The organism is Lentzea sp. NPDC036949 (assembly GCF_055608075.1).
Window position 1 is genome coordinate 419,655 of sequence record NZ_JBVJRA010000003.1, and the last position, 23,138, is coordinate 442,792.

At 71.7% G+C, this 23,138-nt stretch carries 24 protein-coding genes; 13 read left to right on the forward strand and 11 right to left on the reverse strand.

The genetic code is table 11. The features are described 5' to 3' along the window. Window position 1: 1 nt before the first annotated feature. From ACZ7CD_RS11470 to ACZ7CD_RS11485, 4 genes are all read right to left on the reverse strand, one after another. Window positions 2-724: a putative hydro-lyase gene (locus tag ACZ7CD_RS11470; protein WP_360390439.1), complete on the reverse strand. Its 723-nt coding sequence runs from the start codon at window positions 722-724 to the stop codon at window positions 2-4. Then, window positions 721-1,965, reverse strand: coding sequence for an MFS transporter (locus ACZ7CD_RS11475; RefSeq protein WP_470370685.1), 1,245 nt, complete (start codon window positions 1,963-1,965; stop codon window positions 721-723). Before ACZ7CD_RS11475 ends, ACZ7CD_RS11470 begins: the two co-directional genes overlap by 4 nt. A gap of 260 nt (window positions 1,966-2,225) precedes the next feature. After that, window positions 2,226-2,906 (reverse strand): LON peptidase substrate-binding domain-containing protein, encoded by a 681-nt coding sequence (locus tag ACZ7CD_RS11480; protein WP_360390433.1) that lies wholly within the window; start codon window positions 2,904-2,906, stop codon window positions 2,226-2,228. A 10-nt stretch (window positions 2,907-2,916) separates the two neighbouring features. Continuing rightward, window positions 2,917-3,612: an NUDIX hydrolase gene (locus ACZ7CD_RS11485; RefSeq protein WP_458430746.1), complete on the reverse strand. Its 696-nt coding sequence runs from the start codon at window positions 3,610-3,612 to the stop codon at window positions 2,917-2,919. Between the two features lie 73 nt (window positions 3,613-3,685). Here ACZ7CD_RS11485 and nadA point away from each other — a divergent pair, with 73 nt between their 5' ends. Genes nadA through nadC form a run of 3 tightly spaced genes read left to right on the forward strand, consistent with a single transcriptional unit; the run spans window position 3,686 to window position 7,172 of the window. After that, the gene (gene nadA / locus ACZ7CD_RS11490; RefSeq protein ID WP_458430747.1) at window positions 3,686-4,705 is read left to right on the forward strand and encodes a quinolinate synthase NadA; all 1,020 of its coding nucleotides are present in this window, start codon (window positions 3,686-3,688) and stop codon (window positions 4,703-4,705) included. Further along, window positions 4,705-6,333, forward strand: a complete 1,629-nt coding sequence (locus tag ACZ7CD_RS11495; RefSeq protein WP_360390427.1) for an L-aspartate oxidase — start codon at window positions 4,705-4,707, stop codon at window positions 6,331-6,333. The genes nadA and ACZ7CD_RS11495 overlap by 1 nt, the downstream gene beginning before the upstream one ends. Continuing rightward, window positions 6,330-7,172: a carboxylating nicotinate-nucleotide diphosphorylase gene (gene nadC / locus ACZ7CD_RS11500; RefSeq protein ID WP_360390424.1), complete on the forward strand. Its 843-nt coding sequence runs from the start codon at window positions 6,330-6,332 to the stop codon at window positions 7,170-7,172. The genes ACZ7CD_RS11495 and nadC overlap by 4 nt, the downstream gene beginning before the upstream one ends. Here the strand turns inward: nadC and ACZ7CD_RS11505 are convergent. Together ACZ7CD_RS11505 and ACZ7CD_RS11510 are read right to left on the reverse strand one after the other, a co-directional pair. Then, a complete protein-coding gene (locus ACZ7CD_RS11505; RefSeq protein ID WP_360390421.1) occupies window positions 7,143-7,574 on the reverse strand; it encodes a hypothetical protein in 432 nt (143 codons plus the stop codon). The genes nadC and ACZ7CD_RS11505 overlap by 30 nt on opposite strands. A 70-nt stretch (window positions 7,575-7,644) precedes the next feature. Next, window positions 7,645-8,418: a carbon-nitrogen hydrolase family protein gene (locus ACZ7CD_RS11510; protein WP_470378843.1), complete on the reverse strand. Its 774-nt coding sequence runs from the start codon at window positions 8,416-8,418 to the stop codon at window positions 7,645-7,647. A 25-nt stretch (window positions 8,419-8,443) separates the two neighbouring features. Between ACZ7CD_RS11510 and ACZ7CD_RS11515 the strand changes: the two genes are divergently transcribed. Then, complete coding sequence (locus ACZ7CD_RS11515) at window positions 8,444-9,946, forward strand: ABC transporter substrate-binding protein (protein ID WP_470378844.1); 1,503 nt, start codon at window positions 8,444-8,446, stop codon at window positions 9,944-9,946. Here the strand turns inward: ACZ7CD_RS11515 and ACZ7CD_RS11520 are convergent. Next, window positions 9,939-10,430: a hypothetical protein gene (locus tag ACZ7CD_RS11520; protein WP_360390413.1), complete on the reverse strand. Its 492-nt coding sequence runs from the start codon at window positions 10,428-10,430 to the stop codon at window positions 9,939-9,941. The two genes, ACZ7CD_RS11515 and ACZ7CD_RS11520, sit on opposite strands and share 8 nt — an antisense overlap. 70 nt (window positions 10,431-10,500) lie before the next feature. Between ACZ7CD_RS11520 and ACZ7CD_RS11525 the strand changes: the two genes are divergently transcribed. Next, window positions 10,501-11,625 carry an aminotransferase class V-fold PLP-dependent enzyme gene (locus ACZ7CD_RS11525; RefSeq protein WP_360390410.1) on the forward strand — a complete coding sequence of 375 codons (1,125 nt, stop codon included), beginning with the start codon at window positions 10,501-10,503 and terminating at the stop codon, window positions 11,623-11,625. Here ACZ7CD_RS11525 and ACZ7CD_RS11530 read toward each other — a convergent pair. Next, window positions 11,606-12,904, reverse strand: a complete 1,299-nt coding sequence (locus tag ACZ7CD_RS11530) for a M14 family metallopeptidase (protein WP_470378845.1) — start codon at window positions 12,902-12,904, stop codon at window positions 11,606-11,608. The genes ACZ7CD_RS11525 and ACZ7CD_RS11530 overlap by 20 nt on opposite strands. A 133-nt stretch (window positions 12,905-13,037) precedes the next feature. Between ACZ7CD_RS11530 and hisD the strand changes: the two genes are divergently transcribed. The 5 genes from hisD to ACZ7CD_RS11555 are packed head-to-tail and all read left to right on the forward strand — an operon-like array spanning window position 13,038 to window position 18,896. After that, window positions 13,038-14,354 carry a histidinol dehydrogenase gene (gene hisD, locus ACZ7CD_RS11535; RefSeq protein ID WP_360390405.1) on the forward strand — a complete coding sequence of 439 codons (1,317 nt, stop codon included), beginning with the start codon at window positions 13,038-13,040 and terminating at the stop codon, window positions 14,352-14,354. After that, complete coding sequence (locus ACZ7CD_RS11540) at window positions 14,351-15,457, forward strand: histidinol-phosphate transaminase (RefSeq protein ID WP_470378846.1); 1,107 nt, start codon at window positions 14,351-14,353, stop codon at window positions 15,455-15,457. The genes hisD and ACZ7CD_RS11540 overlap by 4 nt, the downstream gene beginning before the upstream one ends. Then, window positions 15,454-16,053: an imidazoleglycerol-phosphate dehydratase HisB gene (hisB, locus tag ACZ7CD_RS11545; protein WP_360390400.1), complete on the forward strand. Its 600-nt coding sequence runs from the start codon at window positions 15,454-15,456 to the stop codon at window positions 16,051-16,053. Before ACZ7CD_RS11540 ends, hisB begins: the two co-directional genes overlap by 4 nt. Continuing rightward, window positions 16,053-16,208 (forward strand): hypothetical protein, encoded by a 156-nt coding sequence (locus ACZ7CD_RS11550; protein ID WP_458430754.1) that lies wholly within the window; start codon window positions 16,053-16,055, stop codon window positions 16,206-16,208. Before hisB ends, ACZ7CD_RS11550 begins: the two co-directional genes overlap by 1 nt. 24 nt (window positions 16,209-16,232) lie before the next feature. Then, window positions 16,233-18,896 carry a hypothetical protein gene (locus ACZ7CD_RS11555; protein ID WP_470378847.1) on the forward strand — a complete coding sequence of 888 codons (2,664 nt, stop codon included), beginning with the start codon at window positions 16,233-16,235 and terminating at the stop codon, window positions 18,894-18,896. 6 nt (window positions 18,897-18,902) lie between these two features. Here ACZ7CD_RS11555 and ACZ7CD_RS11560 read toward each other — a convergent pair whose 3' ends face one another. The 3 genes from ACZ7CD_RS11560 to soxR form a co-directional block, all read right to left on the reverse strand. Beyond that, a complete protein-coding gene (locus ACZ7CD_RS11560) occupies window positions 18,903-19,493 on the reverse strand; it encodes an RNA 2'-phosphotransferase (protein WP_470378848.1) in 591 nt (196 codons plus the stop codon). 433 nt (window positions 19,494-19,926) lie between these two features. After that, a complete protein-coding gene (locus ACZ7CD_RS11565; RefSeq protein WP_470378849.1) occupies window positions 19,927-20,055 on the reverse strand; it encodes a hypothetical protein in 129 nt (42 codons plus the stop codon). Then, a complete protein-coding gene (gene soxR / locus ACZ7CD_RS11570; RefSeq protein WP_458434336.1) occupies window positions 20,055-20,501 on the reverse strand; it encodes a redox-sensitive transcriptional activator SoxR in 447 nt (148 codons plus the stop codon). The genes ACZ7CD_RS11565 and soxR overlap by 1 nt, the downstream gene beginning before the upstream one ends. 73 nt (window positions 20,502-20,574) lie before the next feature. Here soxR and ACZ7CD_RS11575 point away from each other — a divergent pair, with 73 nt between their 5' ends. The 3 genes from ACZ7CD_RS11575 to ACZ7CD_RS11585 all read left to right on the forward strand — a co-directional run bounded on the left by ACZ7CD_RS11575 (window position 20,575) and on the right by ACZ7CD_RS11585 (window position 23,114). Beyond that, a complete protein-coding gene (locus ACZ7CD_RS11575; protein WP_470378850.1) occupies window positions 20,575-21,237 on the forward strand; it encodes a thiamine pyrophosphate-dependent enzyme in 663 nt (220 codons plus the stop codon). Further along, window positions 21,234-22,124, forward strand: a complete 891-nt coding sequence (locus tag ACZ7CD_RS11580) for a transketolase family protein (protein ID WP_458430757.1) — start codon at window positions 21,234-21,236, stop codon at window positions 22,122-22,124. Before ACZ7CD_RS11575 ends, ACZ7CD_RS11580 begins: the two co-directional genes overlap by 4 nt. 171 nt (window positions 22,125-22,295) lie before the next feature. Continuing rightward, window positions 22,296-23,114 carry a hypothetical protein gene (locus ACZ7CD_RS11585; RefSeq protein ID WP_360390379.1) on the forward strand — a complete coding sequence of 273 codons (819 nt, stop codon included), beginning with the start codon at window positions 22,296-22,298 and terminating at the stop codon, window positions 23,112-23,114. Window positions 23,115-23,138: the final 24 nt, after the last annotated feature.

A 23,138-nucleotide genomic window follows, 5' to 3' on the forward strand; every position in this document is an offset into this window, starting at 1 on the left:
TCTACCCGACGCGGTAGGCGAAGTCCGGCATGTCGGTCACGAACATCTGCCCCGGCGCGTGCGTGATCGCGAACGGCGGTCTCGACCGCATCAGCACCGCCTGCGGGGTCACGCCGCACGCCCAGAACACCGGCACGTCACCGGGTTCCGGCTCCACCGCGTCGCCGAAGTCGGGCGCGTGCACGTCCTCGATGCCGAGCATGCGCGGGTCGCCGGTGCCCACCGGGGCCCCGTGCACCGACGGCATCAGCGCGGTGACCTTGTGCGCGATGTCCACAAGGGACTCCGGTACCCACCGCATCGACACGACCATCGGCCCGTGCAGCCGTCCGGCCGGCCGGCACTGGAGGTCCGTGACGAACATGGCGACGTTGCGGCCCTGCTCGACGTGCCGCAGCGGCACGCCCGCGCTCTTCAGCGCCGTCTCGAACGTGAAGCTGCAGCCGATCAGGAACGTCACCAGGTCGGCGCGCCAGTGCCCGGTCGCGTTCTCCGGTTCCGCCACCAGCTCGCCGTGCTCCCAGACCCGGTAGCGCGGCACGTGGGTCCGCACGTCCGCGTCCGGCTTGAGCGAGCTGACCGTCTCGCCCGCGTCGAGGACGTCGAGCACGGGGCACGGCTTGGGGTTGCGGTGGGTGAAGAGGAGGAAGTCGTAGGCCCAGTCCCTGGGAACGGCGATCAGGTTGGCCTGCGCGAGTCCCGGTGCCTTGCCCGCCGTCGTCATCCCAGCTCCTCGTTCACCGTCTCGGGCAACCAGATGAGCGCCACGACCGCGATCCCGTAGGCGGCCGCTCCGAACAGCATCGCACCGCCGATGCCCAGCCGGTCGGCCATGAACCCGACGAGACCGGGGAACACCGCGCCGAACGCGCGCCCGAAGTTGTAGGTGAAGCCCTGGCCGGTGCCGCGCAGCCGCGTGGGGTAGAGCTCGGACAGGTAGCTGCCGAACCCGCTGAAGATCGCGCTCATGCAGAACCCGAGCGGGAAGCCCAGGAACATGACCAACGTGTTGGCACCGTTGGGGATCTGCGTGTAGGCCACGATCAGCAGCGCGCTGGCGACCGCGAAGAGCACGAAGGTCTTCTTGCGCCCCAGGCGGTCCGTGAGGTAGCCGCCGCACACGTACCCGATCCACGCGCCGGTGATGAGGAACGCGAGGTACCCGCCGGTGCCGATGACCGTGAGCCCGCGCCCGGTCTGCAGGAACGCCGGCAGCCACGTGGCGAGCGTGTAGTAACCGCCCTGCACACCGGTCGCGAGCAGCGCGGCGAACAGCGTGGTCTTGAGGATCGGCCCCCGGAAGATCTGCGGGAACGTACCGCGCGGCCGGGGCTGCGCCGCGACCTCGGGGGCGTCGTCGACGTTGCGCCGCACGTAGAAGACGAGGACCGCGGGCAGTGCGCCGGTCCAGAACATGACCCGCCACGACCAGCTCGGGTCCGCGAGCGAGCTGACCAGCGCGTTCACGACGACCGCGAGCCCCCAGCCGACCGCCCACGCGCTCTGGACGAACGCCACCGTGCGGCCGCGGTACTTCGGCTTGCAGTACTCGGCCACGAGGATCGCCCCGGCCGCCCACTCACCGCCGAACCCGAGGCCCTGCAACGCCCGGAACACCAGCAACGTCTCGTAGTTCGTCGCGAAGCCGCACAGCACGGTGAAGAACGCGTACGCCACCACCGTGATGACCAGCGTCTTCGCCCGCCCGAACCGGTCGGCCATCACCCCGGCCACCGCGCCGCCGACGGCGCTCATCAGCAACGTGCTGGTGCCCAGCAACCCGGCCTCGGCCTTGGTGAGGCCGAAGTAGCCGGTGATCGCGACCAGGCTCAGCGGCAGGACCCAGTAGTCGTAGGAGTCCAGCCCGTACCCGCCGAACGCACCGATGAAGGCGCGCTTGCCCTTCGCGCCGAGACTGCGGAACCAGGCAGCGCGCCCTGTCTCCTCGGTCGTGGTCGTGCTCATGGGACACCTCGCAGCGTGGTGGAGGAGTGGTGGGGTGTGATGTGGCCCTCACTGTAAGGATTGTTCAACAATCCCACAAGACCACAATCCAACGATCCCTCCGGCGCTCCCACCCTGCTTCTCCGGCATCTGCAAGTACCACCAACTCTTGATCAAACCGTCGCTGAGCACCTCCAACTGGTTCGGCGCGCGCCGAACCAGTTGGAGGTAGTTACGAGCCTGTTGATGTCGGGTTGGTGGTACTTGCAGATGCCGGGCGGTCAGTTCGGGTTCGGCACGTGGCCGAACTCGGTCAACGGCACCGGAACCGCCTTCAGCGCGCTGAAGATCCCGGTCTCCCGGTGCAGCATCCGGCGCACCAGCCGCAGCCGCCGCGCCGGCGACGTCTCCTCCAGCAGCCGCTGGCGGTCGTCGACCGGCAGCAGGCAGTCGGCGGCGAGCAGGTACGACAACGCGCCCAGCTCCACGTCCGCGGCCGGGGCCGACCAGTCCTCGCGGTGCCAGGCGGCGCCGCAGTAGCGCTCGTGGGCGGCGCGGGCCCCGCGTTCCAGGATCGGCACGACCTCCAGCGCCGCCTCGGGCACCGGGACGTCGTCGAGGTACTCGACGCTGCCGAGCAGGTACGGGGCGGTGGTGGTGTCGACGTCGAGCAGGCGGAAGCGGCGCACCCCGCGCGTGACGATGTCGAAGCGGCCCTCCGGCAGCGGGCGGGCGTCGAGCAGGTCCGCCGAGCAGCCGATGTCCTGCAGGGAGCGGACGTTGTCGGCGCCGACCTCCCAGCCCTCCTTGATGCAGACCACGCCGAAGGTGCGGCCGAACAGGGTGCCGGTCATCAGGTCCACGACGAGCTGGCGGTAGCGCGGCTCGAAGATGTGCAACGGCAAAGACGCACCGGGCAACAGCACGGTGCCCAGGGGGAACAGGGGGAGCGTCTCGGCCACGCGTGCAACGTTACGGGGTGCCACCCCCGCCTGCTGGACGGCCGGATCCCGGCGGTCTCAGCACGGCGAACGGATCGGTGACTTTGATTCCCCTTGCGCTGAACCGGAACAGTGCGGCGGGGCGGCCGCCGGACGGTCCGGGCGGTGCGGTGCCGCCGGTCGGTTCGAGCAGCAGGCGGCGCGACAGCACGCGCTGCAGGTTCGTTGCGGAGACCCGGTAACCGAGTGCCGCGGAGTAGTGGTCGCGCAGCAGGGAGATGGTGAACTCCGGTGGCGCCAGCGCGAAGCCGAGGTTCGTGTACGACAGCTTCGAGGCGAGCCGGTGGCGGGCCCGGTGCACGATCGCGGAGTGGTCGAACGCCATGAGCGGCAGCGATTCCACGCAGTGCCACGCCGTGTCCGCCGGCACCTCCGGGTCGACGTCGGAGGGGACCAGGCCGAGGAACGCCGTCGCCACCACGCGGGGACCGGGAACGCGGCCGGGGGCGCTGAAGACGGCCAGCTGCTCCACGTGAGACAACTGTCGCGCGTCGACCTTCTCCGCGAGCTGGCGGCGGATCGACGACTCCACGTCCTCGTCCACCCGCAGACCGCCACCGGGCAGCGACCAGCGGTGAGCGTGCGGCTCCCGTGCGCGCTCCCACAGCATGACCTGGAGTGACGCACCTCTCACCCGCAGCACGGCTGCCAGAACTTCGTGCCCCACACCTGCCACCCGGCTGATACTATCGGCCACGTTTTCGACCAATAGGCGAAAACCCCGGATCGAGGAGGCAGTGATGGTCGCTACCGCAACCGTGGAGCGAACCGCTTCGGGTGTGTACGGCGGAGTCGAGCCGAACGCCGCGTGGCGGGACGAGGTGCTGCGGCTCGCCGAGGAGCGGGACGCCGTCATCCTGGCGCACAACTACCAGCTGCCCGAGATCCAGGACATCGCCCACCACACCGGCGACTCGCTCGCGTTGTCCCGCATCGCCGCGCAGTCCGACGCGCAGACCATCATCTTCTGCGGCGTGCACTTCATGGCCGAGACCGCGAAGATCCTGTCGCCGGAGAAGACCGTGCTGATCCCGGACGAGCGCGCGGGCTGCTCGCTCGCCGACTCGATCACCGGTGCGCAGCTGCGCGAGTGGAAGGCGCAGCACCCCGGTGCCGTCGTGGTGTCCTATGTGAACACCACCGCCGAGGTGAAGGCGGAGACGGACATCTGCTGCACGTCGTCGAACGCCGTCGACGTGGTGCGCTCGATCCCCGCCGACCGCGAGGTGCTGTTCTGCCCGGACCAGTTCCTGGGCGCGCACGTCAAGCGCGAGACCGGTCGCGACAACCTGCACGTCTGGGCGGGCGAGTGCCACGTGCACGCCGGCATCAACGGCCCGGAGCTGGCCGAGCGCGCCGCCGCCAACCCGGACGCGGACCTGTTCATCCACCCGGAGTGCGGCTGCGCGACCAGTGCGCTGTACCTGAGCGGTGAGGGCATCGTCCCGGCGGAGAAGGTCAAGATCCTCTCGACCGGCGACATGATCACCGCCGCGCGCTCGACCAACGCCCGCAAGGTGCTGGTCGCCACCGAGGTCGGCATGCTGCACCAGCTGCGCAAGGCCGCCCCGGAGATCGACTTCCGCGCGGTCAACGACCGTGCGTCCTGCACCTACATGAAGATGATTACCCCGGCCGCGCTGCTGCGGTGCGTGCGCGACGGCCTGGACGAGGTGCACGTGGACCTGGAGACCGCGAAGCGGGCCCAGGGCGCCGTGCAGCGCATGATCGAGATCGGCCAGCCCGGCGGCGGTGAGTGATGACCGCGCGCTGGGAGGCGCGGGCCGACCTGATCGTGGTCGGCACGGGCGTGGCGGGCCTGACCGCCGCGCTGCGGGCGCGTGAGCTGGGACTGCGCGTCCTGGTCGTCACCAAGGCGGCCGGCGACGACGGCAACACCCGGTGGGCGCAGGGCGGTGTCGCGGTCGTGCTGGAGGACCAGCACGACCCCGGTGACTCGGTCACCCGGCACATCGGCGACACGCTGACGGCCGGTGCCGGTCTGTGCGACGACGCCGCCGTGGCCGCGATCATCACGGACGGACCCGCGGCCGTGGCCCGGTTGCGGGAGCGCGGCGCGCTGTTCGACGCGCGGCCCGACGGTCTGCTCGAACGCACCCGCGAAGGCGGCCACAGCGCGTTCCGGGTCGTGCACGCCGGGGGCGACGCGACCGGTGCCGAGGTCGAACGCGCGTTGCTGAAGGCCACTGTGGACGGACGGGTTCCGTTGCTGGAGAACCACGTCGCCGTCGACGCGGTGAAGACGCCGCTCGGCGCGGTCGGCGGTCTGCTGGTGCTCGACGGCAACGGCGTGCCCGGTGTGCTGACCGCGCCCGCCGTGCTGCTCGCGACCGGTGGCCTCGGGCAGATGTACCAGGCGACCTCGAACCCTTCCGTGGCCACGGGCGACGGCCTCGCGCTGGCGCTGCGGGCCGGTGCGCTGGCCGCGGACGTGGAGTTCATCCAGTTCCACCCGACCGTGCTGTACACGGGCCGGGGCGCGCGTGGCCGGTGCCCGCTCGTCACCGAGGCCGTGCGCGGCGAGGGTGCCGTGCTGGTCGACGCGACGGGCGCGCGCGTGATGAAGGGCGTGCACCCGCTCGAAGACCTCGCCCCGCGCGACGTCGTGGCGGCGGCGATCACCCGGCACATGGCCGGTGGGCCCGGTGGCGTCGACGACCACGTGTTCCTGGACGCGACCTCGTTGCACGACATGGCTTCGCGCTTCCCGACCGTGCACGCGGCCTGCACCTCGGTGGGCATCGACCCGGCCGTGGACCCGATCCCCGTCGCCCCTGCGGCCCACTTCGCCTGCGGCGGCGTGGTCTCCACGGTCGACGGCCGCACCGGCGTGACCGGTCTGTACGCGGTCGGCGAGGTCGCCCGCACCGGTCTGCACGGCGCGAACCGGCTGGCGTCCAACAGCCTGCTCGAAGGCCTGGTGTGCGGCACCCGTGCCGCCGAGGCCGTGGCGTCGGACCTGGCCCTGAAGCTGATCGCCCCGGCACGCGCGGCCGAGCCTTCGCTGCCGACCGCTCCCGTGGCGGACCGCGACCTGCTGCAGCGCGTCATGTCGCGCTACGCCGCGATCGGCCGTGACGCGGAAGGCCTGGCCGTCGTCGGCTCGGCGCTCGACGTGTCCACCGTGGACAAGCAGCTGGAGTCGCGCGAGCTCGTCGAGGACGCGGCGCTGACCACGGCCGCCCGCGCGTTGATCGCGGCGGCCCAGGAACGCACCGAGTCGCGCGGCTGCCACGTGCGCACGGACTTCACCGAGCGGTCCGACGTGTGGCGGCGCAGCCAGCTCGTCCGGCTCACCCCGAGCGGCCAGCCCGTGCTGGCCGACCCCGTCCTGACCCACCCCGTGCTGGCGGAGGTTGTCGCATGACCACCGAGTTCGACTGGGACGACGCGAACCGGGTCATCCAGCTCGCGCTGGAGGAGGACCTCCGCTACGGCCTGGACGCCACGACGCTCGCGACCGTGCCGGAGAAGGCCGTCGCGACCGCGGAGATCACCCCGCGCGCGGCCGGCGTGCTGTGCGGCGTTCCCGTTGCGCGGGCGGCGTTCCAGCGCTACCTGCCCGAGGTCGAGGTGCTCTCCGAGGCCACCGACGGCGACAAGGCGGTGCCCGGCGAGCCCGCGCTGGTGCTGACCGGCCCGGCCCGCGGCCTGCTCACCGTGGAACGCACCGCGCTGAACCTGGTCTGCCACCTCTCCGGCATCGCGACGCAGACCGCGCGCTGGGTGGCGGCGGTCGAGGGCACCGGTGCCGCCATCCGCGACAGCCGCAAGACGTTGCCGGGCCTGCGGTTGCTGCAGAAGTACGCGGTCCGCTGCGGCGGCGGCGTGAACCACCGCATGGGCCTCGGCGACGCGGTCCTCATCAAGGACAACCACGTCGCCGCGGCCGGTTCGGTCGGCGCCGCCATCCGCGCGGCCCGCGAACACGCCCCCGACCTGCTGATGGAGGTGGAGGTCGACAGCCTCGCGCAGCTCGACGAGGCCATCGCCGAGGGCGCGGAACTGGTGCTGCTCGACAACTTCACCCCCGAGCAGTGCGCGCAGGCCGTGGCCCGCAGGCCCGCCGGGGTGAAGCTGGAGGCGTCCGGCGGCCTCACCCTCGACGTGGCCCGCCGCTACGCCGAGACCGGCGTCGACTACCTCGCCGTCGGCGGCCTCACGCACTCGTCCCCGTCACTCGACCTCGGCCTGGACCTGCGCTGACGGCCGGTACCGCCGCACGCCCACGTGCTGGACGCCGGGAAAGTTCTGCACCCGGCGCCAGTCCGCGGTCGGCGAGCCGACCCCGTTCCCCCTGGCGGAGAGGGCGTCGAGGTGGTCCTCGGCGCTGACCCACTCCGCGTAGTTGACGACCCGCTTGCCGTCCGCGCGGATGTGGAAGGCGGCGGAGATCCCGCCGGGGTGCGGGTCCGGGTCGCTGGCGAGGGCGGTGAACACCGAGTCGACCCACGCCCGTGCGGTGGCCTCGTCCTCGGTGTCGACGGTGACGAGCACGACGCAGCCGACCTCCCTGGTGGGGTCGTTCGGTCCGCCGGAGCGGTAGAGCGCGTAACCGTCGAGGTGGGTGCGGCCGCGGACGAACGCGGGCAGTTCGGGGAGGGTCATGTCCCTGATCCTGGGAGCTCGACCTAACCCGAGGTCAAGCGATCGGCCGGACGAACCGCCGGGGTTCGGCTCACCCCAGCCGCCGGTTGGCCAGCACGGGCAGGACCTCCCGCGCCTGCGCGACCGCCGCCACGTCCAGGTCGACCACCGCCACCTCCGGCCGTTCGGACAGCTGCGCCACGACGTTGCCGAACGGGTCCGCCACCGTCGAGTACCCGATGCCGGTCGGTGCGGACGAGCCCAGGTCGCCGGGGTAGGCCTGGCCGCACGCCACGACGAACGACGTGCAGTCCAACGCGCGCGCTCGCACCAGGAGCTCCCACTGCTCCTTCTTGCCGGGGCCTGCGCCCCACGACGCGCCCAGCAGCACCGCTGACGCGCCCTTGTCCGCCAGCGCGGTGAACAACGCGGGGAAGCGGACGTCGTAGCAGGTCGCCACGCCCAGGGTCACCCCGTCGAGCTCGAACGTCACCACGTCCGAGCCGGGCGCGACCGTGCGCGACTCCTGGAAGCCGAAGGCGTCGAACAGGTGGATCTTGTCGTAGCCCAGGTGCACGTCCGCGCCGGTCACCAGCGTGGTGTTGGCCACGCGGTCACCGGAGGGCGTGAACATGCCCGCCACCACCACGACGCCGTGCTCCACGGCGATCTCCCGCACCGCCGAGGCCCACGGGCCGTCCAGCGGTTCCGCGACCGGGCCCAGCGGCACGCCGAAGCGGCACATCGTCGCCTCGGGCAGCAGGACCACCCGCGCGCCGTCGGCCCTGCGCACCGCGTCGCGGACGAGCTCCAGGTTGGACCGGGGGTCGGTGGTGGAGCTGAGCTGACTCACGGCGATGCGCATGAGGACCACTGTAGGGTCGCGGACTGTGTCGCGTTACCCACTGCTCCTCGTCGTGCTGCTGGCCGTCGCGGGCTGCACCGAGACCGCCGCGCCCAACCCGGACGGTGGTGGCGTCGGCACGTCGATCGTGCTCGCCGACCGCGACGAACCGACGACGCTGAACCCGCTGCTCGGCTACGGCGCGCAGGGCGTGTCGAAGATCTACGACGGGCTGGTCGAGCACCGCCAGGACGGGTCGCTCGCCCCGCAGCTGGCCGCCGACCTGCCGCAGCCGGCGCCGGACGGCCTGAGCTGGACGGTGAAGCTGCGCGGGGACGTGAAGTTCACCGACGGCAGCACGTTCGGCGCCGAGGACGTCGTCGCCACCTACACCGCCGCGTTGCAGAGCCAGGTCAAGGACCGGTTCGCCACGCTGAAGGGCGTCGACCAGCTCGACCCGTCCACGGTGCGGTTCCAGCTGAACCAGCAGCACGCCGCGTTCCCGCACCTGCTCGTGCTCGGCGTCCTGCCGAGCGAGCAGGCGAACCCGAGCGGGCAGCCGGTCGGCACCGGCCCGTACAAGGTCGTCGACTGGAAGAAGGGCGACCGGCTGCTGCTGACGGCCAACGAGGACTACTTCGGCGGCGCGCCCAAGGTGAAGAAGCTGACCGTCGTGTTCGTCACCGACGACAACCAGCGCGCCCGCCGCATGCAGGACGGCGAGTTCGACGGCACCGTGCTGCCGCCCAAGCTCGCCGCCGCCTTCCCCAACCGGTCCGGCCTCCAGGTCCGCTACCACCGCAGCGCCGACTACCGGGCCGTCGCGCTGCCCGCCGCGCACCCCGTCACCGGCAACGCCGCCATCCGCCTCGCGCTGAACTACGCGGTCAACCGCCAGGGCATGATCGACAGCCTCCTCGACGGCAAGGGCACCGTGGGCTTCACGCCGGTGCCGGACGCGCTGGCCGAGGACTTCGACCCGACGGTGAAGTTCCGCTACGACAAGGCGGAGGCCGCGCGCCAGCTCGACGCCGGCGGCTGGCTGCCGGGACCGGACGGCATCCGGGTCCGCGAAGGCGTCGCCGCCCGCTTCACCCTGATGTACCCGCTGGGCGACGACCTGCGCGCCGACCTCGCCACCGCGTTCGCCGCCGACGCGAAGGCCGTGGGCGTGGACGTGCAGCTCGCCGGCCTGTCGTGGGAGGCGATCCGCCCGCGCGTCGGCCAGGACGCGCTGCTGTCCGGCGAGGGCTCGCCGTTCGACCCCGACCTGATGCTGCACGGACTGCGCGGCCAGGGCAGCCCGGCCGCGGACGTGGCGCTGGAGAACGGCCGCAAACTGGTCGACCCGGCCCAGCGCGCCGTGGCCTACAAGCTGTTCCAGCAGGCCTACGCGGCCGTGCCGACGATGGCGGTGCTGGTGTTCCCCGAGCACGCCTACGTGCTGCGCGACTCGTGGACCGGCTACCAGCCCGTCGTCGACCCGAACTCCTACGGAGCCCTGTCCTGGGGTCCCTGGTGGAACCTGGAGCGCTGGGAACCTAGGTGAGCCGGGCGTTGATCTCGCGGACGGCCCGCTCCGGGTCGTCCGCCCAGAACTCGACCCGCTCCACCTGCTTCGCCCCGGTCTTGCCGAGGTCGACCAGCTGCGGCCCGCGGAACGGCACCGACACGTTCGTCCTGGTCAGCGAATGGATGACGACGGCGTCACCGACCACCTCGACGGTGCGCTGACCCTTGTGGCCGCGCTCGGCGACCTCCGCGGTCGCCAGGTCCTCCGTCGGGATGCGCCAGTCGAAGAACCCCAGCTGCCGCAGCCGCAGCTCGTCGTCCGTCACCGCGTGCGGCTGCTTGTGCAGCACGTAGAGCGCGCCCACGCACACCACCACGTTCAGCCCGCCGACCAGCAGCAGCACGACCTGCAGCCACCACACGTCGAGTGCGAACGCGACGAGCGCCATGCCGACCGCCGTGATGATCAGGAACCGCCAGTACCGCGGCCGCATGCGCTTGCCGTAGGGGATCTCCACCATGGACCGGAGCCTATTTCCGCAGCGCACGCACCGCGGCCCCGGGGTTGCCCGCCCGTGGCAGAGTAGGGCCGTGAGCGACCTGATCTTCCTGGACAGCGCCGGTTCCTCGATCCCGCCCGCCGAGGTGGTCGACGAGGTGGTCGGCCACCTGCGCCGCGAGACCGAGATCGGCGGCTACCGGGCCGCCGCGGAACGCGCCGACGACCTCGAGGCGGGCTACGGGGTGCTGGCAGAGCTCTTCGGCGTGCGGCCGTCGGAGGTCGCGTTCACCGACAGCGCCACCCGCTCGTGGCTCACCGCGTTCGACGCCGTCCCGCTGGCCGCCGGCGACCGCGTGCTGGTCACCGAGGTCGAGTACGGCGGCAACGCGGTGCCGATGCTGCGCCGCGCGGAGGAGACGGGCGCGACGATCGAGGTCGTGCCGTCGGACCGGCACGGGCAGGTCGACGTCGACGCGCTCGACCTCGACGACCGGGTCAAGCTGATCTCGCTGGTGCACGTGCCCACCAACGGCGGCCTGGTCAACCCGGTGAACGAGGTCACGGCGAAGGCCCGCGAGGTCGGCGCGCTGGTCCTGCTCGACGCCTGTCAGTCGACCGGCCAGCTCGACCTGCGCGGTCTCGACTACGACCTGCTCGTCTGCACCGGCCGCAAGTGGCTGCGCGGGCCGCGGGGCACGGGCGCGCTGGTGGTGAAGGACGACGTGCGGCCCAGGCTGCGCCCCCGGCTGTTCGACCACAGCGGCGCCGAGTGGGCGGCCGCCGACCGCTACGAGCCGCGTGACGACGCCCGGTGGTTCGAGCTGTGGGAGTACAACGTCGCTGACCGGCTCGGGCTCATCGCCGCCGCGAAGTACGCGCTGGCCAAGGGCCTCGACGTCATCGAGGCCGAGGTCACCGCCCGTGCCAAGCGCTTGCGCGAGGGGCTGGCGCGCATCCCCGGCATCACCGTCCACGACCTGGGCGAACGGCACTCGGGCATCGTCACGTTCACGTCCGAGCGGGTCCCGCCGACGGAGCTCAAGGACCGGCTGTGGGACCGGGAGGTCGCCGTCACGGTGTCGCAGGCCGCGGCCACCCGGATCGACATGACCCGCCGCGGCCTGGACGAAGTAGTGCGGGCCTCCCCGCACTACTTCGTCACCGACCAGGAGGTCGATCAGGCGCTGGAACGGGTCAGCACGTCTGCCCGATGACCCGCTTCACGCAGTCCGAGTAGCTCAGCAGCAGGTCGACGGCGCGGTCGTTGCGCGCGGTCTGCGTCGCGATGGCCGTGTCGCGCGGGTAGAAGCCGTTGAGGCCGCTGCCGCTCGCCGGGTACATCTCGAAGGTGTAGGCCCAGATCTTGTGCTGGCCCCACATCCAGTCGTCGCTGCTGCCGTCGGTGATGTACAGGTCGCTCGCCTGCTCCGGCGTGTAGCCGTTGGTGGCGGCCATCTGCCTGCCCAGCGTCTGGAACGCGCGCGCCTCGTCCGCGTTCAGGCCCGTGTCGGTGTCCGAGCGGGTGTAGCCGTACGGCCACAGCACGAGCTCCGAGTACGAGTGGAAGTCGATGAACGTCTTGATCTGCTGGGCGCCACCGACCACGCGCGAGTTCACGAAGTTGCGGATGACCGAGGTCTCCGGCGCCGAGAACGCCGCGGTGCCGCGGTAGGTGTCCGACGTGCTGCTGCCGCTGGAACCACCGCAGCAGCCCCACTTGTAACCCCAGTTGCGGTTGAGGTCGGTGCCGTTGCCCTGGCGGTTCTTGCGCCAGCCGCGGAACGAGCCGGTCTCGATGTCGTACTCGGCGCCGTCCGGGTTCATCATCGGGACGAGCCAGACCTCGCGGTTGTCGACCAGGTTCTTCACCGCGGGGGTGGCGTAGTTGTCGGTGAAGCGCTTGATGATCTGCAGGCACTGCTCGACGGTCAGGTGCTCGCGGGCGTGCTGACCGCAGACGAACAGCACCTCCGGCTCGTTCTCGTCGGTCGCGACGTTGTCGCTGACCTTCAGCGCGTAGATGTCGCGGTTCTGGTAGCTCTTGCCGATGCTGCGCAGGCTCGCCAGCGTCGGGTGGTCGCGCACCGTCTGCTGCAGCTCCGCGGTCATCTCCGCGTAGTTGTGGTAACCGGCGTAACCCGACGGGAAGTCCTGCGTACCGACCTGGCCGGGGACCGGGTCCGTGAAGTCGACCTTGCCGAGCTTCTTCAGCTCCTGCTCGAAGTCACCGACGTACTTCAGGGGCAGCCCGGTCGCCTGCAGGGCGCGGTACTGGGCCTTGTCGGCGACGACCTGGACGGTGGTGAGCTTCGTCGCGCCGAGCACGTCGACACCGATCTGGGCGACCTGCGTGCGTTCTGCGGACGTGTTCGCCTCGACCTCCAGCAGGTAGCGGCCGGAGTCGGCGGTGCTGGGCACCGCCATGCCCGCTACCAGCACGGGCAGGCACACGGCGAGCACTGCGGCGATCTTGCCGCGGCGCTTGTTGGACATCTTTCCTCCATCATCAGCAGGGGTTTGCGACGGAGTGGTGCTCGACCGAGCGTGGCGGCCCCGTCACGGGCTGAGGTAGCGCCGATAGCGGGCTGACCGTTGACAGATTTCGGCAGGAACTAGGCTGTGGGGCATGCTGAACCGCATCGACCTGCGAGGTCGCACCACGACCCCCGCTCAGTTGCGCGCCATCGTGCCGCGCGCCGAGGTGGACGTGGACGCGGTGCTGCATCACGTGCGGCCGATGGTGGACGCGGTCGCCGCCCGCGGCGTCGAGGCGGCGCTGGAGTACACGGAGAAGTTCGACGGCGTTCGCCCGGCGTCCGTCCGCGTTCCCGCCTCCGAGCTCCCGGCCGCTCTGTCCTCACTGGACCCCGCCGTGCGCGCGGCACTGGAAGAGGTCATCGCACGCACCCGGCGCGTGCACGCCGACCAGCAGCGCGTCGGCACGACGACCCAGGTGGTCCCCGGCGGCACCGTCACGGAGAAGTGGGTGCCGGTCGCGCGCGTCGGCCTCTACGCGCCCGGCGGCCTCGCCGTCTACCCGTCGACGGTCGTCATGAACGTCGTGCCCGCCCAGATCGCCGGCGTCGAGTCGCTGGTCGTGGCCTCACCGCCGCAGGCGGAGTTCGGTGGCCTGCCGCACCCGACGATCCTGGCCGCCGCTGCGTTGCTCGGCGTCGACGAGGTGTGGGCCGTGGGCGGCGCCCAGGCCATGGCCCTGCTGGCGCACGGCGGCGTGGACACCGACGGCGCCGAGCTGGCGCCGGTCGACGTCATCACCGGACCCGGCAACATCTACACGACGGCGGCGAAGCGGTTGCTGCGCGGCCTGATCGGCATCGACTCCGAGGCCGGGCCCACGGAGATCGCGATCCTCGCCGACTCCTCCGCCGACCCGGTGCACGTGGCCGCCGACCTGATCAGCCAGGCCGAGCACGACCCGCTCGCCGCCTCGGTGCTGGTCACCGACTCCGACGAGCTCGCCGACGCGGTGGACGCCGAGCTGGAGCGCCAGGTCGGCGCCACCAAGCACGTCGACCGGATCCGCACGGCGCTGTCCGGCCCGCAGTCCGGCATCGTGCTCGTGTCCTCGGTGGACGAGGGCGTGCGCGTGGTCGACGCCTACGCCGCGGAGCACCTGGAGGTCCAGACGCGCGACGCCCGCGCCGTGGCGGACCGGGTCCGCTCGGCGGGCGCGATCTTCGTCGGTCCGTACGCGCCGGTGTCGCTGGGCGACTACTGCGCCGGCTCGAACCACGTGCTGCCCACCGGTGGCTGCGCGCGGCACTCGTCGGGGCTCTCCGTGCAGACGTTCCTGCGCGGCATCCACGTGGTCGACTACTCCGAGGAAGCCCTGCGCGAGGTGGCGGACAAGGTCGTCGCGCTGGCCAACGCGGAGGACCTGCCCGCGCACGGTCAGGCCGTGACGGCGAGGTTCCCCCGATGAAGCCGGTGGTCGGCGCGCGGGTCGAGCTCTCCGACCTGCCGCTGCGCGAGGACCTGCGCGGCCGCACGCCGTACGGCGCACCGCAGCTCGACGTGCCGTACCGCCTCAACACCAACGAGAACCCGTACGCGCCGACGGACGCGCTGGCCGCCGACGTCGTCGCGGCGGTCGCGGAGATCGCCGGGGAGCTGCACCGCTACCCGGACCGCGACGCGATGGCGTTGCGCGAGGACCTGGCCGCCTACCTGACGGAGGCGACCTCGGTCACCCTCACGTCGGAGAACGTCTGGGCCGCCAACGGGTCCAACGAGATCCTCCAGCAGGTGCTGCAGGCGTTCGGCGGGCCCGGCCGGGTGGCGCTCGGGTTCGAGCCGTCGTACTCGATGCACCCGATCATCGCCGCCGGCACCCGCACCGAGTGGTCGCCGACGCCGCGCCGCCCCGACTTCTCGCTGGACGTGGAGAAAGCGGCGGCGATCATCGCCGAGACCCGCCCGGACGTCGTCTTCGTGACGTCGCCGAACAACCCGACCGGCCAGTCGATCCCGCTGGAGGACCTGCGGCTGCTGATCGCGTCCACCACCGGCGTGATCGTCGTCGACGAGGCGTACGCGGAGTTCTCGCCGCAGCGCAGCGCGATCGAGCTGCTCGACGAGTACGGCGCGCGGCTGATCGTCTCGCGGACCATGTCGAAGGCCTTCGCGTTCGCCGGCGGCCGGCTCGGCTACCTGGCCGCGGCGCCGGCCGTGGTCGACGCGTTGCAGCTGGTGCGCCTGCCCTACCACCTCTCGCAGCTCACGCAGGCGGCCGCGCGGGCCTCCCTGCGGCACGCCGCGGAGACGTTGGGTTCGGTGGCGCTGCTGGCCGCCGAACGCGACCGCGTGATGGCCGAGCTGAGCGCCCTGGGTTTCCGGGTCGTGCCCTCGGACGCGAACTTCGTGCTGTTCGGCTGGTTCGAGGACGCGCGGTCGACGTGGAGGTCCTACCTGGACCACGGCGTGCTGATCAGGGACGTCGGAATCGCGGGTCACCTGCGGGTGACCATCGGAACGCCCGAGGAGAACGACGCTTTCCTCGCGGCCAGCAAGGAGGTCAGCCGGTGAGTCGCGTGGGCAAGGTGGAGCGCACGACCAGGGAGTCGTCGGTCCTCGTGGAGATCGACCTGGACGGCACCGGCCAGGTGGAGATCAGCACCGGCGTGCCGTTCTACGACCACATGCTCACCGCGTTCGGTGTGCACGGCTGCTTCGACCTGGTCGTGCGCGCCACGGGCGACACGCACATCGACGCGCACCACTCGGTCGAGGACATCGCGATCGTGCTCGGCCAGGCGCTGCGGGAGGCGTTGGGGGACAAGAAGGGCATCCGCCGCTTCGGCGACTGCTGGATCCCCATGGACGAGACCCTCGCGCACGCGGCGGTCGACGTCTCCGGCCGCCCGTACACCGTGCACCGCGGCGAGCCGGAGCAGTTCAACAGCTTCGTCATCGGCGGCAACTACCCGTTCGTGCTGAACCGGCACGTGTTCGAGTCGCTGGCGTTCCACGCGCAGATCGCCCTGCACGTGCGCGTGGAGTACGGCCGCGACCCGCACCACATCGCCGAGGCCGAGTACAAGGCGATCGCGCGGGCCCTGCGCGCGGCCGTGGAGCCCGACCCGCGCGTCGGCGGCGTTCCGTCGACCAAGGGCGTGCTCTGATGCCCAAGGAGGTCGTCGTCATCGGCCTGCTGGCGTTGGCGGGCTTCCTGGGTGGCGGGGTGTACTCGACGTGGAAGACCGCGAGGGTCGCGGCGGTCGTCCTGCTGGTGCTGGCGGTGATCGCCGTCGGCGGCGCGGTGCTCTGGCTGATCTAGGTCCGGACCACCAGAATCAGGCGAGTGAGCGAGCCGCCCGAATACGACGCGTTCTTCTCGTGCAGCCGGGCGTTGGACGGCACGCTCGCCCCTGAGCTGCGGCGCGGTGTGGAGCGGTTCGCGAAGCCCTGGTACCGGCGGCGGGCGGTGCGGGCGTTCCTCGACGACGCCCCGCTACCGGACACCCCCGGCCGCTGGGCGTCGATCGAGTCGGCGCTGGGCCGGTCCCGCTGGCTGGTGCTCCTCGCGTCACCGGAGGCGGCGGCCTCGCCGCGGGTCGCCCGCGAGGTCGGGTGGTGGCTGGAACACCGGTCGGCACACCGGGTCCTGGTGGTGCTGACGGCGGGGGAGTACTCGGCGTCGGTGCCGGCGGCGCTGCGGACCGCGCTGGGCCAGGAACCGCGCTGGGTCGACCTGCGGTGGCTGCGCTCGGCCGATCAGGTCGACCCGTCGAACCCGCGGCTGCGGGCGGCCGTCGCCGGCATCGCGAGCACCGTGCGGGGCGTGCCAGAGGACGACCTCGTCGGCGAGCACGTCCGCGAGCGCCGCCGGACCGTTCGGCTGGCGCGCGGTGCCGTGACGGCACTGGTGCTGCTGACCGCCGCCGTGCTGGTGGCGGCGTTCCTCGCGGTGGGACAACGGGACTCCGCACGCGACGAGGCCAGGACGGCGACCGCCCGCGGCCTGGCGTCGGCGGCCGTCGCCTCGGTGCGCACGGACCTGTCGCTCGCGCAGGCCCTGGCGGCCGAGGCGTACCGGGTCGAGCCGAACGAGCAGACGCGCGCCGCGTTGTTCCAGGCGCTGACCGCGAGCCCGCAGCTGGACCGGTACGTGCCCGTCGGCGGGGTGGTGTCGTCGCTCGCGGCCTCGGCGGACGGGAAGGTCGTGGTCGCGGGAACCGAGGACGGCCGCGTGGTGCGGCTGCCGCTGACCGGCGGGCGCACCGAGGAACGCGTGTCGTCGAACCCGGTCGATGCGGTCGCCGTGAGCGCCGACGGCGGCGTGGTCGTGGCGGCCTCGTCCGGTTCCGCGCTGCGCTGGGACCGTTCCGGCGCCCACCGGACCGACCTGCCCGGCCACCCGGCCGTGCTGACCGCGGTGTCACCGTCCGGCCGGTTCTCCGCCGTCTACACGACACCGGCCGCGGACGGTGCCACCACCGGCACCCGGACCGTCCACGACGGACAGACCGGCCAGGTGGTCACCCGCGCGGAGACCGCGTCGCCGGTGACGTTCCTGCGCCTGCCCGACGACGGCACGCTGCTGGAGGTCTCCTACGACAGCTGGGTCCGCCGCTCACCCGCGACCCTGGACGTCACCTCGGCCACACCGGCGGGTCCCGCACCCGCCTTCGGTGTCCGGGCCGGCCTCTCGCCGAACGGCGACCACTACGGCTACTCGTGGGAGGGCGAGACCGCGCTGTGGACCACCACGGCCGCGTTCACCCCGGCCCCGCTGTCCCGCGTCCCCACCGGCCGCGCCAGCCCGTCGTTCGTCGCGGTCAGCCCGGACGGCGCACGCACCGCAGTCGCCGACACCGGCACGATCCACGTCTACGACATGACCGGCCCCGACCCCGGCGAACGCGTGCGGCTGGAGGGCAACACCGCCACGCCGTTCGTGGAGTTCCTGGGCGACGGCGACCACCTGGTGTCCGCCACCCGCGACCAGCTGGTGCTGTGGGACCTGACCCGCAACACCCGCATCAGCAGGCCGGAGCCGACAGCGGTGCCCCTGGTGTGCACGGCGTGCCCGCCCCCGTTCGTGGCGTCGGCGAACGGCCGGACCGCCGTGGCCTCCGGCGAGGAGCTGGCGGTCGACTCCCGCGCACTCGGCGCGGAACAGCCGAACCTGTTCGGCCCGCCCGTCTGGAACGGCGACCACCTGTTCCTGGTGACCACCCCCGACGGCATCGGCGAGACGTGGGAGGTGCGCGACGGCATGCGCCGCCTCGCGCAGTGGAAGGGCACGGTCACAGCGGACCACGTGCTGGCCATGGCCGTCTCCGCCGACGAACGCCGCGTCGTGACCGTGAACGAGCTCGGCGACGTGCAGGTCCTCGAAGGCCCCGACCTCGCCGTTGCGCGAACGACCACCCTGAACCGCGAACTCTCCCAAGACGGCTGGCCGCCCGCGGGCCACCTGGCGGCGGTGAGCCCCGACACCGCTTTCGCCGCCGTCGCGACCCCGGACTCCGTCACGGTGGTCGACGTGTCCACCGGCACCCAGCACCCGTTGCCCGGCGGCAAGGCCCGAGCGGTGACCTTCACCCGCGACACCCTGCTCGTCCAGCGCGCCGACCGCATCGAGGCCTGGAACCCCGCCGGCACCTCGCTGCGGCACACGTTCCGCACCGACCCGGGCTACCTGCCGGGCCTCTCGGCGAACTCCACCTTCGTCACCCAACTCCGCCGCGACCGCGTGCTCGTCCTCTCCTGGCTCGCGACCGGCGACCTGGTCGGCGAGGTGCGCCTGGCCGAACAGGCGGGCAGGTACGGCCGCATCGGCACGGCGTTCGACGGCGACACGCGCCTGCTGACGGCGATCTCCGAAACCGACCTGCGCACGTGGGACCTGTCGGCCGAGAACTGGGTGCGCGCTGCCTGCGCCTCTGCGGGGCGGGCGGTGACGGAGGAGGAGTGGCAGCGGTTCGCCGGGAGTCCGCCGGGGGAGCTGACCTGCGGGTGAGGGGGTTCAGCGGCCGGTTCTGGGGTTGTTTCGCTTGTCGGTTCGGCTTTCGGTTCGTTTGTCGGTGCGTTTGTCGGTGCGTTCGAGGTAGGCCGCCGGGACGTGCTGGGTGAGCCACACGCCGTTCGCGCTGACCCGGAACTCGTGCCCGTCCGCGTGCATCCCCTTGGCATCCACGACCAGGACCAACGGCCGCCCCCTGCGCGCCCCGACCCGGCGAGCGGTCTCCCGGTCGGGCGACAGGTGCACGTCGTGCCGCGCCATCGGCCGCAACCCGTCGCGCATGATGTCGTCCAGGTACTGCTCGACGGTGCCGTGGAACAACTCGTCCGGCGGCGTGGCTGGTGCGAGCGCGAGGTCGACCTCGACGCTGTGCCCCTGATTCGCCCGAATCCGGTCGCCGTCGATGGTGAAGCGCTGCTTGTCGTTCCTGCGGACGACCTCTTCGAGCTCTTCGCGGCTGACCTTGAGCGCGGCGAGGAGGTCTGCGGTCGCGACCCAGCCCTGGGCGTCGAGGGTGAGGCCGAGGCGTTCCGGCTGGTGTCTCAGGGCCTTCGACATCCGCTTGGAGAGGCGGATCATCCTTTCGTCTTCCATGGCCCTCAGGAAAGCACGGCGGTCGAGCGGTTTTCGGTGCTCAGCCTGGGGTGTCGAGGCGTGCGCATCACTCGGACGGGTGAAGGTTGTCCGGATCTGCGTCCTGGGTCGTCTGATGGGGTGGTGAGTTCGAATTCGTGTCCGGAACTCATGATCGAGTTCGCCCCGGGATGAGGAGGCGCGGGGGCCGGCAGAGGTTCGTGGTGAGGAGTCAGCGTCTGGAGAGGTGAGCGCCGGGAGGGGGAGTCGGGAGGGACGAGCGTCGGGGAGGAACGCCGTCAGGGCGGGAACTGGTCTGCGGACGTCGGGCAAGGCGCGCGACCGGGGTGCTCACGCGACCTGCCCGCTGCACATCGCCCGCGCCAACGCACCGCGTCCACGGCACCGCCGCGCGTCCACGGCACCGCCACGTCCCCGCAACGCGCCAACGCGCCTACGTCACCGCGGCGTGCCACCGCACCACCGCGGCGCCCACCGCCGCGCCGCGGCCCACCCCCGCACCGCCGTCCACCGCCGCGCCGTCCACCGCCGCGCCGCGCGCCCGCGCCACCGCGGAGCCCACTACGCCGACCCGCCCTCCAGCACCGGCTTCAACCGCGGCGCTCCGGGCCCGAGCTCCGCCTGCTCGTCATCGATGTTCTGCAACGCACAACTGCGCAACGACAAACACCCACACCCGATGCACCCCGTCAGCCGGTCCCGCAGCCGGAACAACGCGTCGATGCGCGCGTCGAGCTCGGCCTTCCACGAGCGGGACAGCCGTTCCCAGTCGGACTTGGTCGGGGTGCGGTTGTCGGGGAGCTGGGCGAGGGCGTCGCGGACGGCTTCGAGGGTGAGGCCGACACGTTGCGCGGTGCGGATGAAGGCGAGGCGGCGCAGGACGGAGCGGGGGTAGCGGCGTTGGTTGCCGGCGGTGCGCACGGAGCCGATGAGGCCGCGGTCCTCGTAGAAGCGCAGGGCGGTGTGGGGGACGCCGCTGCGTTCGGCGACCTGGCCGATGGTCAGCATTTCGGGCAGCTTGCTCACCTGATCATCGTAGCCGCTTGACCTCCAGCATGGTGGAGGTTGAAGAGTTGGTGGCATGCAACGGATACCGGAGCTCTTCGCGAGGATGACCGGGGACGAGAAGCACGAGTGGGCCGCCGCCTCCACGATCGACGTGCTGTGGGTCCTCTACGACCGGGTGCTGAACGTGTCGCCGGCGACGGTCGACGACCTGGGGCGGGATCGGTTCCTGCTGTCCAAGGGGCACGGGCCGATGGCCTACTACGCCGTGCTCGCGGAGAAGGGGTTCATCGACGAGTCCGCTTTGGACGGCTGGACGTCGTGGGACAGCCCGCTCGGGCAGCACCCGGACCGCGTGCTCGTCAACGGGGTGGAGATCAGCAGCGGGTCGCTCGGGCACGGGTTGCCGATCGCGGTCGGGACGGCCATCGGGCAGCGGGTCGCCGGGAGTGCGGGGCGGACGTTCGTGCTGGTCGGGGACGGGGAGCTGGACGAGGGCAGCAACCACGAGGCCATCGCGGTCGCCGCGCGGCGCGGGGTCGCCAACCTCACCGCGATCGTGATCGACAACGAGAGCGCGTGGTACGGCTGGCCGGGTGGGGTCCAGGAGCGGTTCGCGGTCGAGGGGTGGGCGGCGACCACTGTCGACGGGCGGGACCACGAGGCGATCTTCGCGGCGTTGACCGCGCGGTACGACCGGCCGAACGTCGTCGTCGCCAGGACGGGGAAGAGCTCATGACCATGCGCGAGGCGTTCATCAAGACGGTCAACCAGGCGCTGCACACCGATCCGAGGGTGGCTGTCGTGACCGCTGTCATCTCGGCGGTCAACTTTCCACAAGACCACGAACGAGTAGTGGACGTCGGCATTCGCGAACAGGCGATGGTCGGTGTTGCGGGCGGGCTTGCGCTCACGGGACTGCGTCCTGTCGTGCACAGCTACGCGCCGTTTCTGGTCGAGCGGCCGTACGAGCAGATCAAACTCGATATCGGTCATCAGGACGTCGGTGCGGTGTTCGTGAGTATCGGTGCTTCGTACGACGACCCGGTGTGGGGGCGTACGCATCAATCGCCGGGAGATGTCGCATTGTTCGACACGCTTCCGGGATGGGAAGTGCACGTGCCCGGTCATCCGGAAGAGGTCACTCCTCTGCTTGAGGAAGCTCTCAAAAAAGACAACCGCGTCTACATGAGGCTTTCGCTGCGCGAGAACGCGCAGGCGTATCCGGTGGGTGAGGGGTTCACCGCGTTGCGTCACGGAAAACGCGGAGTGGTGCTTGCCGTGGGACCGATGCTCGACCGTGTGCTCAAGGCCGTCGAAGCCGAGAACGCCGACGTCACGGTGCTGTACGCGGCAACGGTCCGGCCGTTCGACTCGGACGGTCTGCGGAAAGCGGTCGAGGACACCGACCACGCCGACGTGCTCGTCGTCGAGCCGTATCTCGAAGGAACTTCATCCCACCTGGTTTCCGAAACCCTGCAACAAATCCCGCACCGCGTTCGTTCTACGGGTGTCAAACGACACGCAGAGCTCCGCAACTACGGCACGGCCGAGGACCACGACGCTGCGCACGACCTCGACGTGGTGGGGCTGGGGAGCACTGTGCGGAGTTTCTTCAGGGGGTGAAGGAACATGTTCGCGGTCATGGGGGATGACTGGACCGGCGCGCCTTCCCGCGCCGTTTAGGGGAGAAGGGCGCACGACCGGGCGAGGTGCCCGGTCGTGCGCACCTCCACGAGTGGGACGTCCCTGGCATGTCGGCAGGGTCTCGCGCGGCGGAGGGGGAATGATGTGCGCGTGAGAATGCTGATCTGGACCCCGTTGAACACCGCCGAGCTGCAGAAGGACATGCACGGCGCCAACGTCGGTCCCGCGGCGCTCGTCCCCGTGCAGTCGGGGACGGTGCTGCTGCCCTCCCTCGACATCAGGCTCGCCGAGGCCGTGCTCATGGCGGCACGGGTGCGCAAGGTCGCAGGACGCGCCGCCCTGTTCGTGTGGAACGAGAACGCCGCCGCCTGCTACCCGCTCGTCAAGGCCTCACCCGCCGGGCGGGCCTGGTTCTGGGGCGCCCGCGACGACGTGGTGGAGCTGCTCGCGGCGGCCAAGCGGTCCGGCCGGGTCGGGCGGGCCGTCGAGCGGTCGTTCAGCGGCCTGCTGGAGCAGCAGCGCGGCGAGAAGGGGCTGGCCGCGGCCACCGAGCGGTTCACGGCGCTGCAGACCGGCGTCACGACCGGTGAGGTGCGGGCGGCGCTGGGCGAGCACGACCACGGTGCCGAGGCGGTGCCGCGGTTCCTGCGGGCGTGCGGGCTGCCGGACGTGGCGCAGGTCGCCGAGCTCGCCGAGGAGGGCCGCGCGGACGCCTGGCTGTCCCCGCTCGCCCCGCCGCGCACGGCGGGCTGGCCCAAGGCGCTCATCCCGCCGATCTGGCTGGTGCTGCTGGTCGCGCTGCTCGCGTTCGGCCTGCCCGTGTGGGTGTTCCTGCTCGCCTGGGTGGCCAGCGTCGTGGCGGTCTACGCCGCCGTGGCCGCGGCCGGGAAGCACTTGGTCCAGCGCAAGCCGGTCAACGCCGTGCTGCCGGTAATCCCCGTCACGCAGGGCGCCGCACCCACCGACTGACGCAGACCGACTAACCTGGACGGC